9 protein-coding genes are annotated in these 14,206 nt (G+C 50.4%); 7 read left to right on the forward strand and 2 right to left on the reverse strand.

The features are described from left to right. The first annotated feature begins 162 nt into the window (after nt 1-162). The 7 genes from HGH92_RS30460 to HGH92_RS30490 all read left to right on the forward strand — a co-directional run bounded on the left by HGH92_RS30460 (nt 163) and on the right by HGH92_RS30490 (nt 9,264). Entirely contained in the window at nt 163-3,702 is a 3,540-nt protein-coding gene (locus HGH92_RS30460) for a TonB-dependent receptor (protein ID WP_247655091.1), read from the forward strand. Nucleotides 3,703-3,719: 17 nt separating this feature from the next. After that, complete coding sequence (locus HGH92_RS30465; RefSeq protein ID WP_168874630.1) at nt 3,720-5,147, forward strand: RagB/SusD family nutrient uptake outer membrane protein; 1,428 nt, start codon at nt 3,720-3,722, stop codon at nt 5,145-5,147. Nucleotides 5,148-5,167: 20 nt separating this feature from the next. Then, nucleotides 5,168-6,253 (forward strand): TlpA disulfide reductase family protein, encoded by a 1,086-nt coding sequence (locus HGH92_RS30470; RefSeq protein WP_168874631.1) that lies wholly within the window; start codon nt 5,168-5,170, stop codon nt 6,251-6,253. Nucleotides 6,254-6,277: 24 nt separating this feature from the next. After that, entirely contained in the window at nt 6,278-7,486 is a 1,209-nt protein-coding gene (locus HGH92_RS30475) for a TlpA disulfide reductase family protein (RefSeq protein WP_168874632.1), read from the forward strand. A gap of 69 nt (nt 7,487-7,555) precedes the next feature. Beyond that, nucleotides 7,556-7,915: a DUF2200 domain-containing protein gene (locus HGH92_RS30480; RefSeq protein ID WP_168874633.1), complete on the forward strand. Its 360-nt coding sequence runs from the start codon at nt 7,556-7,558 to the stop codon at nt 7,913-7,915. Between the two features lie 285 nt (nt 7,916-8,200). Next, entirely contained in the window at nt 8,201-8,458 is a 258-nt protein-coding gene (locus HGH92_RS30485) for a hypothetical protein (protein WP_168874634.1), read from the forward strand. A 41-nt stretch (nt 8,459-8,499) separates the two neighbouring features. After that, complete coding sequence (locus HGH92_RS30490; RefSeq protein ID WP_168874635.1) at nt 8,500-9,264, forward strand: hypothetical protein; 765 nt, start codon at nt 8,500-8,502, stop codon at nt 9,262-9,264. Between the two features lie 57 nt (nt 9,265-9,321). Here HGH92_RS30490 and HGH92_RS30495 read toward each other — a convergent pair whose 3' ends face one another. Further along, on the reverse strand, nt 9,322-10,923 hold the full coding sequence (locus tag HGH92_RS30495; protein WP_168874636.1) for a RagB/SusD family nutrient uptake outer membrane protein: 1,602 nt from the start codon (nt 10,921-10,923) through the stop codon (nt 9,322-9,324). Between the two features lie 55 nt (nt 10,924-10,978). Beyond that, complete coding sequence (locus HGH92_RS30500) at nt 10,979-14,134, reverse strand: SusC/RagA family TonB-linked outer membrane protein (protein ID WP_211092794.1); 3,156 nt, start codon at nt 14,132-14,134, stop codon at nt 10,979-10,981. Between the last annotated feature and the right edge of the window lie 72 nt (nt 14,135-14,206).

A 14,206-nucleotide genomic window follows, 5' to 3' on the forward strand; every position in this document is an offset into this window, starting at 1 on the left:
CACCGGGTACGGGAGGCTTATGTTTCGTCCATAAAAAAACCTGGTGTCAAGATTGGCGTCCGCACCAGGTTTGACTGTTGGTTAACCCTTTTTCTGAACCCTTCCTGCTACCCTTTACAGGGTGGATGGGAAACATTTGTCAACCAAAAATCAACCTAAGGTATGAAAATTAATGTTGTCTGCAACAGGCACCAAACTTTTGTATCAACCGGGGGCGACAGGCCCCCGCTGGCCGAAAACTACCGTGTGACCAAAATCTGGAGAGCAATGAAATTGACCGCTTTTTTATTAACGGCGGCGGCGTTACATATCTACGCCACCGGGAAATCCCAGACCGTTACTGTGGCATGCAAAAACATGCCGTTACAACAGGTGTTCAGTGTGATCAAACAACAAACAGGATTCGTATTTTTTTACAGGAACCAGGATTTGTCAGATGTCCGCCCCGTATCTGCGGACATACGCGAACAACCGTTGAAAACCGCCCTGGCAAGGATACTGCTGGACAAACCCCTCTCATTTGACATCGAAGGCAATACGATTGTCATTTCCCGGAAACTGCCCGCCGCGGAAACAAAGCCGGAACAACCGGACCTGTTTCCTCCGCAGGACGTGCAGGGCAGGATCATCGACAAACACGGTGATCCGGTGCCTGGTGTCACCATCCGGGTGAAAGGCACCAACCTGGCTGCTATCACCGATCAGGCCGGCTTCTTTGTGCTGCGCAATGCAGATGCCCGGGCTGAACTGCTTGTTTCCTGCGTGGGCTTTGAATCAAAAAACATATCGCTCAACGGGAAAACAAAACTGGAAATACAGCTCAATGCCAAGGTGGATGACCTGAACCAATACGTAGTCGTGGGTTACGGCAGCACCAAAAGAAAAGACCTGACCGGTTCTGTCGCTTCCGTGAATGTGGAGGAAGTGAAGAACGTTCCTTTTGCCAGCATTGACCAGGCGCTGTCCGGCAAAGCAGCCGGCGTACAGGTCACCCAATCGGACGGTTCCCCCGGTGGCGTGGCCAAAATCCGCATCCGTGGCGGTACCTCGCTGCTAGGCGGCAACGACCCGCTATATATCATCGACGGGGTACAGGTGACCATTCAAAACCGCTATATCCAAAACCAGGCAGAAGTGGTGAACCCCATAGAAAGGGCCGGCAGCGATAATCCCAACAGTTCGGTGAACGGCTCTTTTACCCGCGGACTTAACAGCCTGGCAGGCCTTAACATCAACGATATCGAATCCATCGATATTTTGAAAGATGCTTCCGCCACCGCTATCTATGGCTCCAAGGCTGCCAATGGCGTAATCATCATCACCACCAAAAAAGGTAAACTGAATCAGAAACCGGTGCTGGAAGCCAATTACTACGCCGGTGTCAGTCAACCTATACGCGAAAAACTGTTGAATGCGGAACAGTATGTAAACCTGTTACAGGAGGCAGCCCGCACTAAAAACGCCGTCAGGGCCGCAGCAGGGCAGGACCCGGACCCTATGGCCACCAACGTCATCAACCATCCCGAAAGCCTGGGCACTGCCAACACCGACTGGCTTAAGCTGGTGCTGCGGAACGCTATGACCCACAATGCTGATATTTCCGTACGGGGCGGTGGCTCCGGTTCCCGCTATTATACGTCCCTGGCCTACTCCAAACAGGACGGGGTGCTGAAAGGAACTGATTTTTCCCGCATCGCCGGTAAAATCAGCCTCGATAATGAAATCACCGGCAAGCTGCGTATCATCACCAACCTGGACTATGGTTTCACCAAAAACAATATCACCAACGGTATATACCCTGCTGCCATGTATGCGCCGCCTACCTTGCCGGCGTTTAACCCCGATGGCACACCCTACCAGTTCCTCGGTTCTCAGATCGGGGGATACGATTACCAGGGGTTCCAGAACCCTATGATATTACTGGACGGTATTAACACGGGCAAAACCGCCTCGCTCATCGGTTCACTCTCCGGTGATTATGACGTGCTGAAAAACCTGAAATTCAGAAGCACCCTTTCGGTGAACTATAACAATTTCCATCAGCAGAACTATGTGCCCAGCACGGCAGTCATCGCCTCCGCCAGTGGCGTGAGCAGTTCCAACGGCGGTACCGCTTCCCAGGGCCAGACGGAAGATGTGAACCTCTTCGTGGAAAATACCCTCACGTGGGACAAGCAGTTCAATGAAAACCACCGGCTGAACCTCCTGGGCGGTACCTCCTGGCAGAAATACCGTTTCAACTCTTTCTCTGCCAGCGGCCAGGGTTTCCCGGATGATAAATACCTGAACAATATCTCGTCCGCTGCCATTACGCTTCCTGCCACAGGCAGCTCCGGGCAGAATGCATTGCTCAGTTTTTATATGCGCGCCAACTATGCGCTGAAAGAAAAATACCTGCTCACCTTCACCGGCCGTTCGGATGCTTCTTCCAAGTTCCCGGCGCACAACAGGGTGGGATATTTCCCTTCCGGTGGTGCCGCGTGGCGGGTTTCAGAAGAACCATTCATGAAAAAGGCCGCATGGGTCAACGAACTCAAACTGCGTGTCAGCGCCGGTTATACCGGTACACAGAACTTCGGTGACAACCTGTACTACACATTGTACACGCCCGGTTCCTATGGAGGCGTCAACGCACTTATTCCTTCGCAGCTGGGCAATAGCAAGATCAAGTGGGAATCTACCTTGCAGAAAGACCTGGGGCTGGACTTTGAACTGTTTGGTTCCCGTCTGCGGGGCGTGATCGGGTATTATGAAAAGATAACCACCGGTTTGTTGTTGTCTACACAACTGCCGCCCAGCTCTTCCTATAGCAGCGTGATATCCAATATCGCCACCATCAGCAACAAAGGGCTGGAGATCGATCTCCGTACGGATTTCATCAAACAAAAATATTTTCAATGGACAGGCGCCCTGAATATTTCCGGTAACCGTTCCAGGGTTGAAGATATCAATAATGATTTTTCAGACCCGAATGACGCGGGCGCCACGTACCTCAGCGCTAATGCGGTGGTGCGGAAAGGAGAGCCGCTGGGGCTTTTTTACGGCTATAAACAAACCGGTATTATCCGTGACCAGAAGCAGCTGGACGAGTACAAGAAGGTATTTGTATATGCGAAGTACTTCGCGCCTTACCTCGGCATCGGCGATGCCATGTATGAAATCGGCGACAACGGGTTCTATAAACAGGATGTTATCGGTCAGGCGCAGCCTAAGTTCTACGGCGGTTTTACCAACACGTTTACCTACAAGAATTTTAGTCTGATCACCCTGCTTACCTTTTCTTATGGTGGGCAGATGTTATATATCGCCGATGTGCAGAACAAAAATTTCGAAAGTTTCGCTAACCGCGGCACCAGGATACTGCAACGGTGGACACCGGAAAACCCTTCTGCGGAAAGGCCCCGGCTTATATTGGGAGAGTATGGCGCCAATACCAGCAGCGCTGAAGTATATGATGCTTCCTACCTGAAACTGAAGTCCATTACCATTACTTACCAGTTGCCCGCCCGTACCGCCGCCGGCATGCACATCCGTGATGCTTCGGTATATGCTTCGGCCACCAATCTGTTCACCATAACAAAATACCCTGGTCCGGACCCGGAGGTGAGCAATAACCCTTACAGCCTGATCAACGGCAGCAGCGATGTCAGCACATTCCCTACCGTAAAGCAGTTTAACCTGGGCCTGCGTTTCGGATTTTAAAACTATTAAACCAGCTAATGATGAAAAGGATCATATATACGTTTACGTTACTCAGCACAGTGGTGATGACAAGTGTGTCCTGCAAAAAGGAACTGGGAAAATTGCCGGAAAACGCCAAAGTGGATGGCAACACCATCATCGACCAACGGACGTCTGAAATAGCGCTCAACGGCGCTTATTACCGGTTTGCGGCGGTGAGCGGCGATAATATCACGAAATGGTTTGAACACGAGGTGCCGCCTGCCATGTTTGCAGGGTATATGGGATACGGTTACGGGGCAGATCAGGCGGAGATAGATAATAACTACGCAAAGTCCGGTTATGCGAACATCTACTGGACATCCTCCTATCAGCTGATCAATGCTGCCAATGGGGTCATCAAGGGCGTGACCGCGCTGGATGACAAACGTTTCACCGGCAACCGTAAAAAGGAGGTGCTGGCTGAAGCGCGCTTCCTGAGAGCATATGCGCATTTCAAGCTGCTGAGTTTCTTCGGGCAGTGGTTCGACCTGGGCAGCCCTTACGGAGCGCTGCTCCGCGAAGATTTTACACAGGTGGACGCTTTGCCGAAAGCCCGCAGCTCAGTGAAAGACAGTTATGCTTTTATCCTTGCCGATGTAGATGACGCCATTGCCAATGCCCCCGCGGAGAACCCGGCGTGGTACGCCACACGCTGGGCGGCCATGGCGCTCAAAATGCGGGTGCTGATGAGCCACGGGCAGCCGGAAGACTATAAGCAGGTAGCGGACCTGGCAGATTCCATTATCCTTCGCAGTAAATACACGCCGGAGCCACAAACGAAAGATATCTTCTACCTGAAAGGCCTGGGCAGCACCGAGGTTATACTGGGCGTCAAACCACAACAAAACCAGGAGAGCTTCTATTATGTGCTCAGCCGGCAATACTGGCCGGGGGCCTCTTCGCTGTACGTAGCTAAAACAGCATTAAAAGACCTGTTGCAGAATGATCCGCGCGCCTGGATGATAGGCACCGAAAACCGCTATACGAAAGGCACGTATTACTTCCTGAAATATATCAAACAGGGCGATGCGCCTTCTGTGTTGTCCGAAACGGCCTATGCTTTCCGGTTGACAGAAGTGTACCTGCTGAAAGCGGAAGCTATCGTCCGTTCCGGTGGCAGTTTACAGGCCGCCCGCGATATCCTTAGGGCGGTCATGGGCCGCGGCGGTGTAACTGATTTCAGTGCCGTAGACAACGCGGTATCTGTCAATGACCTGCTGAAACAACTGTACCTCGAATTCGTGCGAAACCTCGTGGCCGAAGACGGGCAGGAATGGATGGCGCTGTTGCGCCTGCCTTCTTCGTTGATACAGGAATTAAGGCCAACGGCCAACGATAAGGTTAAATATATTTTGCCAATACCACATAGCGAGTTCCTCTACAATCCCGCTATCGGTCTGCAGAACCCGGGCTATCAGAAATAATTCACTTTAAATACCAAACGATGCATACCCACACTAAAATCTTCATGGCCGCCTTGTTACTGGCAGCAGGCTGTAAACAGGCCACCACGCCGCCGGCCACGCTTACGGCAGAACTGACAGGACTGAAAGACACGGTTGTTTTCATCTCCGTGCCGGTAGCTGATTCTGCTAAAACCGATACCGTGGCGGTGAAAGATGGCCGGTTCACCTGGACCGGAAACATTACCGAACCGCAGAAAATTTTTATCGGTACTTCCACCCGTTATCTGCAGCTGTTCATGGAGAATGCCGCCGTAAGCCTCAAAGGCAACATGGATTCGCTGGACAAGATGAAGATCACCGGTTCTGCCACGCAGGAGGCTTATGAGGCCTACGAAAAATCCATTGCGGATATTACTGACCAGCAAGATGTACTGTACCAGCAGTACCCGCAGGTGAAGGGAAACGATTCGGCCCAGGCAGTGCTGGAAGCTAAGATAGATGTGCTGCGCCAGCAACGGCGGGAGCGGAGCAAACAATACATTGCTGCCCATCCGGAAAGTCCGGTAAGTGTGGACCTCATTGCGGACATGGCTGTCATCGGCGAATACGCGCCGCTGGACAGCCTGTACCGCCAACTGGCGCCGGCAGCGCAAGAAACAGCCGCAGGCACACGCCTGGCCAAACGGCTGGCTATACTAAAGAAGAGCGCTGTCGGTCAGCCGATGATCGACTTTACCCAGGCCGATGTCAACGGCAAACCTGTACGCCTGTCAGATTTTAAAGGCAAGTATGTGCTGCTCGATTTCTGGGCCAGCTGGTGCGGCCCGTGCAGAGCCGAGAATCCGAATGTCTTAAAAGCTTACAACACTTTTAAGGATAAAAACTTTACAGTTGTCGGCGTATCGCTGGATGATAAGGCCGATAAGTGGAAACAGGCCATCGAACAGGACGGTATGCCCTGGATGCAGGTGTCTGACCTGAAAGGGTTTCGCAATGAGGTGGCGCAGCAATACGGCATACAGGCCATACCCTGTTCCTTTCTCATCGATCCGCAGGGGACCATCATCGCGAAAGACCTGAGAGGAGCCGCGCTGCATACCAAACTGGCGGCCACGCTTCAATGATTTTTTAATAATAAATAACACCATATGAAAAATAACTGGGTTCTTTTTTCTTTGCTGCTGCCCGCTTTACAGGCAGGCGCACAAAATAAGCAGGCTTTTACTTTAAAGGGAGATATCAAAGGACTGCCTGACCGCTACATCTACCTCAGCTATCCGGAGGGCGCCGCCGTATATAAAACAGACAGCGTGATCACACACAGCGGTAAATTCACTTTCACTGGTACGGTGGAACAGCCGGTGCAGGCCCGGTTGTACACCGACAAACAGAAAGCCATGTATGGGGAAGGAGATGCGGCCTCCTTTTTTATAGAGCCTGTGCCTATGCAGCTGAAGTCGGCCACCGGCAAACTGAAAGACGCCAGACTGACTGGCTCCAAAGTACAGCTGGAACAGGATGAACTGGAGGCAATGAGAGCGCCGGTGATGAAACAGCTGAGCCCATTGTCAGCCGCCTATCGTAAGTTGAACAATGAGTACATTGCCGGTATGAGGGCTAAGAAGATAGACGCCGCGCTGAAGCCGCTGAAAGATAAAATGGATAAGCTGAAAGACCAGATGGAGCCGCATTATGAGGCCATGGAGAAAATCGATAAGGCGTTCATCGATAAATATCCCAACTCTTACGTCAGCGCACAGTTGCTGCGCTTCCGTGTAAGCGGTATCCCGCTGGCGGAAGGGGAAGCCTACTATGCCCGTATGTCGCCGGAAATGCAGCAGAGCGCCGATGGCAGGGAGATCAAAAAAGAACTGGAGGGTCTGCGTGCCGGTTCACCGGGAAGCGTGGCACATGTTTTCACCAAAACGGACATCGACGGCCAAACGCTTAACCTAGCCGATTTCAAAGGCAAATACGTGATGCTTGATTTCTGGGCCAGCTGGTGCGGCCCCTGCCGCAAAGGCAACCCACATCTGAAAGAACTGTATGGCAAATACAAAGACAAAGGCTTTGAGATCATCGGCATTTCAGACGACGATTCCAATCATGCTGCCTGGAAGAAAGCGGTGGAACAGGACGGCATCGGTATCTGGCGTCATGTGCTGCGTGGCCTCGACTGGGAAAAAAGGAAGAAAAACCTGCCTAATCCCGAAGATGTCAGCGATGACTACGGCATCCATTCCCTGCCCACCAAAATCCTCATTGACCCGCAGGGCATGATCATTGGCCGCTATGGCGGTGGCGGCGAAGATGACGACGCCATGAACAAAAAGCTGAAAGAGCTATTTGGCGCATAACCCCAAAAGCCTTGTGAACGCATCGTTTACAAGGCTTTTTTAATTCCGCATTCGGAAGTATATTTGGCTATGGACACTCATACACACGATCAGCGTATCGCTAAAATGACTTTCGCTTCTGTCTATCCTTTGTTACTCGCAAAGGTGGAACGGAAGGGCAGAACAAAAGAAGAGCTGCATCAGGTGATCACGTGGCTGACAGGCTTCGATGATAAGCAGCTGGACAAACTGATAAAGGAAAAAGTCACTTATGAAACCTTCTTCCAGCGTGCATCGCTGAATCCCAACGCCGGCCTCATTACCGGCGTCATCTGCGGTTACAGGGTTGAGGATATCGAAAACCCGCTGACGCAACAGGTGCGTTACCTGGACAAGCTGGTGGATGAATTGGCGAAGGGGAGGAAGATGGAGAAAATTTTGCGGGGGTAATCTCAGTATCTGTAATTACCTTGTAGAAAGAATAATTTTTGGCTTCAACAAATAATCTTATATTCGAATAAGGCTCAAAATAACCCAACATGTATCTTTATTTGGCAGATTAGAGATTCAAATATTGTTCGTTAACCAGTTATACCGGTTGTACTGTAGAAGCTCCATTAGTAAAATTTACGGATTGTTAAAGAGTATGTTGGTTTAGCTGACTATAGGGAGATATATGGCGCGAAATATGGCCATTTTATTTAATCCCTTTTAACCTCTAAACTATTAAATGCCATGAAAAGATTTGCATTTTCAGTAGTAGTGACATTACTTGCCGTTTTGTCTTTTAATACTGTTCAGGCGGCGCAGTGTTTTTGTATAGAGTGGATTATCCAGCCTTACGAATTTATAGCCTGGGAGTATTGGTCCAGTTCGGGTGATTGTAGCAACCCCGATGCGGGTCTCGCATTGGGAAGGCATTATCAGAATGATGTATTAATAGATTATCACTATAGAGATGCCGCAGGCACCTACTACTATTGTACCCATTAAATGTATTGAACTGAAAATTACTTTAAAATAATACTAAAGTTATGAAAAGGTATCTGTATTTAACTACTGTAGTGGCAGTTCTAAGTTGTAACAATAATGTCAAGGATAGAACAGTTCCACCAAAGCCTGAATCAGTAAACCTTGTTAAAAAAGATAAAGATGACGCAGAGGTGCAAGGAGCCAGGTTGGGCTATAAACAACTCCCACCACTAATAAAATATTTGACATCGGCGGAAACTGGTATAACTGATCCTGTCCAGAATATTAAAGCACAGGAAGATTTTTTGAGTGAAGGACTTCCCGTAGGTGCAAGTTTGTTGGAATGGAAGGAGAAACAAGGTAATTCCTGGGAAAAAGCTGATAAGCTGTATGCTGATTTTGTTAATCAGCACAAGGACCATAAATATATAAGTGATTTCAGGCAATATGGAGCTTACGTGATATTGGTGAAGTTAAATTTATTGGGTGATGATTCACCTGAAGGTCTGGAAAAAATTTATTTTTATTTAAATGAACTGGTAAAAGGCAACAGTATCAATACGCCATTAATATCCTATGGTTTAAGCAAATTGAAGGAAAAGCGATTTCCAGAGACTAAAATAAGTGACCTCGCCAATAAGGTAAAGGACAATTTGCAAAGTAGCAGTCGTTTTACAAGTTTTAAAAGTAATCTGAAGCAATCCATCAGTCAGCCATCTGCCAAAAAGAAAGAGCACGCGGCTGAAGAAGAGAACCATGTTAAAATTTATCAAATGATAGAAGAAGGGGAGAATAATATTAAATTATTGGCCCAATCCCATAAATAAACATATCATAATATCAGCCGTATACCCACTGCAAGCGGATATACGGCTGATCATAAATCAATATCCCGGGTTTTGTGTTAATCCCGGTTCTATTTTCAAACTACCGGAGTGGAACGGCCACAGGTAGTTACGCGCTTGAAAAGAGCGGTCTTCTATCTTCAGGGAAACCAGGCTGCCGTTCACCAGCCGGGTATGTCCCAGTGCGGGTTTGGTCATTACCTGGTCACCGATTTTCCACCTGAGGATGTCATCATATCTTACGCCTTCTCCTGCCAGTTCTGTTCTTCGTTCATTTCTGATAAGGTCGGTCCATTGTTGCTGCGTATAGGCGCTGTATTTAGCCAGCGTTACGTCTGCTTCGGTCATGTCGAGGCCGGCCCTGGCCCTGAGCTGGTTGATACAGCTTTTGGTGAGGTTATCGATTTTGTTCTGCATGATCGTGGCTTCTGCATATGTCAACAGTACCTCTGCATAACGCAGTATCGGGAAATGCATATTGCCGGCGTCGCGGAAGGCATCAGTTTCGTCTACGAATTTCCGGAACCAGTAGCCGGAGCGGCTGGCGCGTTCTTTTTCATAGAACATAGGGCTGTTCTGGTCATAGATGTTGATCGGCTCGTTGACGAACATATCGCCCTGGCCCATGATGCTGGCGGCATAGCGGGGATCACGGTTCAGTTTGGGGTCCAGTTCGTAGTCCTGTTTGCTGTGATAGGGGCACTCATCGATCTTATTGCCCTGTAATGTCCAGTAGGCGTCTACCAGTGATTTTAAGGGCACGGCGTACGACTGGCCTTTGCCCGTCCGGAAATGTGGTCCCAGGTGCTCAAAAGAGTTCGTGCCGCTGTTACCATGACTGGGCATGTCCATTGTTATGATAAACTCTTTGTTGATTTTATCGCCCTTATAGTTGAACAGGTCACGGTACACCGGGTACAAGGAGTAATTGCCGCTGTCCATGATCTCTTTGGCCAATCGTGCCGCCAGCTCATAGCGGCCATTGTACAAGGCGTAACGCATGATCAGGGCTTTAAGCGAGTATTTGTTGAACATATAGCCGTCGGAGTTATATTCCTTGTCCGGCAGGGTGTTGGCGGTGGCTTCCGCCATCGGGAAAAGTGTGTTGAGTATTTCCTCTTTTGATTTAGCCGGTTGTGTTACCTGTGAGATGTCTACCGGTTCGAGATAAAAAGGGACATTGCCCCAGCGGGACACTATCCTGAAATAGTGCCAGCAGCGGAGGCCTTCCAGGATGCCTTTGTATTTGGTGCGGATGGCCTCATCTTCCACATAAGGCGTATTGATGCTTTTCAGGTAAGTATTCAAACGGCCTATGTGTTTCATGTGGATGGTGTAGTAATATTCAAAGGCGCGGGTGTTGGCATCGTAGCTGCCGTTGGCAATGCGCTGATGATTATCGCCTTCCACTCTGCTGTAGGCGTTGTCTGATTTGCTGTCTTCCATGTAGAAGAGCAGCCTTCTGTCGCCCTGGTTGGTAAACACGTCCAGGTAGGTGCTGTACACAACGCGCCGCAGGTCTTCTTCTGTATTAAAGAATTCATCAAACTTAGTGGCGGTGGGGTCCGGTTTGTCCAGGAATTTCTGGCATGCCGGCATGATAGCGGAAAGTAAAACAAGTAGGATAAGTCTCTTTTTCATCGTATGCATATTTTGCAGTGGATTGAAATAAATTTTCGTGGGTGCCACAACGTGACTAAAACAGGGTGGCCCTTACGCCCAGGCTGTACACGGCCATGCGGGGATAGTTGCCATTGCCGCCGTCACGCTCCGGTTCCAGTCCTTCCCATCTGGTGAAAGTGATGGCATCCTGTGCGTTCACGTATACACGTACGTTGCGGATGGTTTTGCCCTGTAACGGGAACGTATATCCCAGTTGGAGTACTTTCACGCGGAAAAATGCTGCGTTGCCCAGCCATATGTCGCTGAGGTAGGCGTTGGTGCTGGAGCCTGTCCATACCCTGGGGAACCTGCTGTCAGGTGTCTGTGGTGTCCAGCGGTTGTCTGCATAGTACTGTTGCGGTTTGCCCAATGAATTGCTGCTGCCGTCCACCAGGATGGGATAACCTTCCATACCGTTGAGGCGGCCGGTCCTTTTTCCAACGCCCTGGCCCAACAGGTTAAAGTCCCAGTTTTTGTATTGTAAGGCCAGCGTAACGGAATAGTTCAGATGGGGGAAAGGATCGCCGAGGTTGATCCTGTCGGCATCGTTGATGATGCCATCACCATTCTGATCGATGTATTTGATATCGCCGGGGAGCGTGTTGGGAAGTTTAGCGGGAGTATTGTCCACATCGCGCTGATCACGGAAGAAACCATTGGCTTTATAACCATAATAGTTATCGATGGCGATGCCCTTGTACCATATTTTGTCGTTGTCATCTTTGAAGATGAGGGTGTCTCCGTCGCGGTAGCCGGCTTTCAGCACTTTGTTCCTGTTGTCGAACAACATGGCGCCGATGCTGTAGCCGAGGTTGCCGATTTTATCCTGCCACTGTACAGAAAGCTCGTAGCCGTTGTTTTCCACTTCTCCGATATTGAAAGCGGCTTCGAGGGAGCTGGAGCCGGTGATGGGCGGTACCGGGAACCTGGAATAGATGAGGTCGTAGGAGTTCTTTTTGTATACTTCTGCTGTCAGGCTTAACCGGTTGTCGAGTACCGTCAGTTCCAGGCCGATGTTTCCCTGTTTTTGTTTTTCCCAGGTAAAGTTCATGTTGGGCACACGCATCAGCCAGCCCCACTCGTTGACGTTCTCTTCCCACAGGTATGGGTCTACGTTTTCATTGCCGATGAGGCCATAGGAAGCCCTTAGTTTGATGTTGTTGATGATGCGGTTGTTAACCAGCCCCTTCATGAACTTTTCGTTGGTAACGTTCCAGGCGACAGCTCCTGCGGGGAAAAAGCCCCACTGCTTACCGGGTGCAAATTTACTGCTGCCATCGCCACGGGCGGTGAACTCGAGGATGTACCGGTTATCGAAGGAGTAGTTCAGTTTGCCGAAAAAGGAGGCTTTGGCTATTTCCTTATAGTCGGTGAAATTGAAGGTCATCACTTCCGAACCCGCGGTGACATATATCTTGTCGGCCTGATGGCGCAGGCTGCCGGTATAGTTCAGCAGTCCGCGGGCGGTCAGCTGGCTTTGGCTGACGTCCTGGTCGGCGCCGACTTCATTTTTCCATATTTTTACCGGTTTCCCGTTGCCGTCGTAGAATTTGAATGTCTCGCGCTGACGTTTGTTGGCCGATTTGCTGATCTGGTAAGACACGTTTCCTTCCAGGCTGAGGTGCTTGCTGATATTGTATCGTGGCCTGAGGTTGACGGAGCTGAAATCGTACAGGTTGTTGCGTGAGCCTCCCCGGTTAATGGAAGCTATCGGGTTCATATCATTGTACAGGATGTAGTGCTCGGGGATATCACTGGCAGGGTAGTATATCTGCTGCGCGGGATTCATTTTCCAGAGATTTTCGTACAGGCCTGTTCCATCGTCGTTTTCTTTCAGCCGGTTAATTTGCAGGCGGTGCGCGTAGAAGTCGGCCAGCAGCACGAATTTGTCAGCGATGTTCACATTGGTGTTAAAGCGGGCGGAGTATTTTCCGGAGCCTTCGTAGGAGTTAAGGCCGTTTTCTTTCAGGTATCCCATCATCAGGTTAAAAGAGCCGATACCGCCGCCGCCGGACACGCTCATGGTCACGTTTTGGGAATTGGCTTTACGGGGCATGCCTTCTTTCAGCCAGTCTACGGAAGGTGTTTCACCGGATTCCATTTTGCTGATGTCCTGATCGGTATAGAGCGGTGTTTGTCCCTGGAAGGTGCGGGCTTCATTGTTAAGCCGCATGTAGTCCACGCCGTTCACAAATTTGGGCAGGTCGATGGGTTGTTGTAAGGCGGCCCAGGTGTTGACGTCCACTTTGAAGCGTCCCATCTGTCCGCGTTCTGTTTCTATAATGATTACCCCGTTGGCACCCCGTGAGCCGTACATAGAGGCGGACGCTGCATCTTTCAGCACAGTGATGCTTTTCACCTGGTTGGGGTCTATGTCGTTGAGGCTTTGTTCCATCCCGTCTACAATGACGAGGGGGCTGGCATTCTGCAAGGTGCTGATACCCCTGATGGTGATGCCGGGCACACTGCCGGGGAGGTTGGTGGTTTGCTGGACCGTCACGCCCGGAACGGTGCCGGTAAAGGCTTCCTGCAGTTTAGCGATGGGCCGGGTTTTGGTAAGTTTTACATCTACCTGTGCCACGGAGGAGGCCACGTGCCGGCGCTCTACTTCAGAGAAACCCATTACTACCACTTCAGACAGGTTTTTGGTGCCCGTTTTTAACCGGACCTCCATGTTGGTGTGTAGTTGGGCGCTTACTTCCGTGGGTTGAAAGCCTACAGCGCTGATGATCAGGGTGACGGCTTCCTTGGGGATTTTGATTTCGAAGCGGCCGTCGTTGCCGGAGGCCGTGCCGATGTTGGTGCCTTTGATGAGGATACTGGCGCCGGGTATGGGTTCGCCTTTTTCATTGCTGACCCTGCCGGTGGCCACCAGGGAGGAATCTGCCGCGGCAGTGCTGCGACTGTTGAGCAGGATGCGGCCGTTGTTGATGGTATAACGCACCGGCTGGTCGCGGAGGGCTATTTCCAGCACATGCTCCACAGAAGCGTTTTTTACATCGATGGTGACAGGCCTGGTGACGGCCATCAGGCTTTCGCTGTAGGCCACTGACATGCCGGTCTGGCTGGCCATTTCTTTCAGCACCTTTTTGAGCGGTGCATTTTTTTCCGATAGCGTGATCTGCTGCGATAAGGCTACGGCACTGGTTTGCAGGCCGACCGCCAGCAGGAGAAGGGCGGTAAATCTCATAACGTAGAACATTTTGGTTGAACAGAGCGGTTTTAAACCACAACCCGTTTGGGTGCAGTCGTGTTAGGTTTT

This window comes from Chitinophaga varians, assembly GCF_012641275.1.
Taxonomy (GTDB): Bacteria; Bacteroidota; Bacteroidia; order Chitinophagales; family Chitinophagaceae; genus Chitinophaga; species Chitinophaga varians_A.

Bases quoted from the DNA above. Each gene is read 5' to 3' on its own strand.
- HGH92_RS30495 (WP_168874636.1), bottom strand. From the start codon at position 10,923: ATGAAAAAGAGACTTATCCTACTTGTTTTACTTTCCGCTATCATGCCG.
- HGH92_RS30465 (WP_168874630.1), top strand. From the start codon at position 3,720: ATGATGAAAAGGATCATATATACGTTTACGTTACTCAGCACAGTGGTG.
- HGH92_RS30490 (WP_168874635.1), top strand. From the start codon at position 8,500: ATGAAAAGGTATCTGTATTTAACTACTGTAGTGGCAGTTCTAAGTTGT.
- HGH92_RS30470 (WP_168874631.1), top strand. From the start codon at position 5,168: ATGCATACCCACACTAAAATCTTCATGGCCGCCTTGTTACTGGCAGCA.
- HGH92_RS30480 (WP_168874633.1), top strand. From the start codon at position 7,556: ATGGACACTCATACACACGATCAGCGTATCGCTAAAATGACTTTCGCT.
- HGH92_RS30475 (WP_168874632.1), top strand. From the start codon at position 6,278: ATGAAAAATAACTGGGTTCTTTTTTCTTTGCTGCTGCCCGCTTTACAG.
- HGH92_RS30485 (WP_168874634.1), top strand. From the start codon at position 8,201: ATGAAAAGATTTGCATTTTCAGTAGTAGTGACATTACTTGCCGTTTTG.
- HGH92_RS30500 (WP_211092794.1), bottom strand. From the start codon at position 14,134: ATGAGATTTACCGCCCTTCTCCTGCTGGCGGTCGGCCTGCAAACCAGT.
- HGH92_RS30460 (WP_247655091.1), top strand. From the start codon at position 163: ATGAAAATTAATGTTGTCTGCAACAGGCACCAAACTTTTGTATCAACC.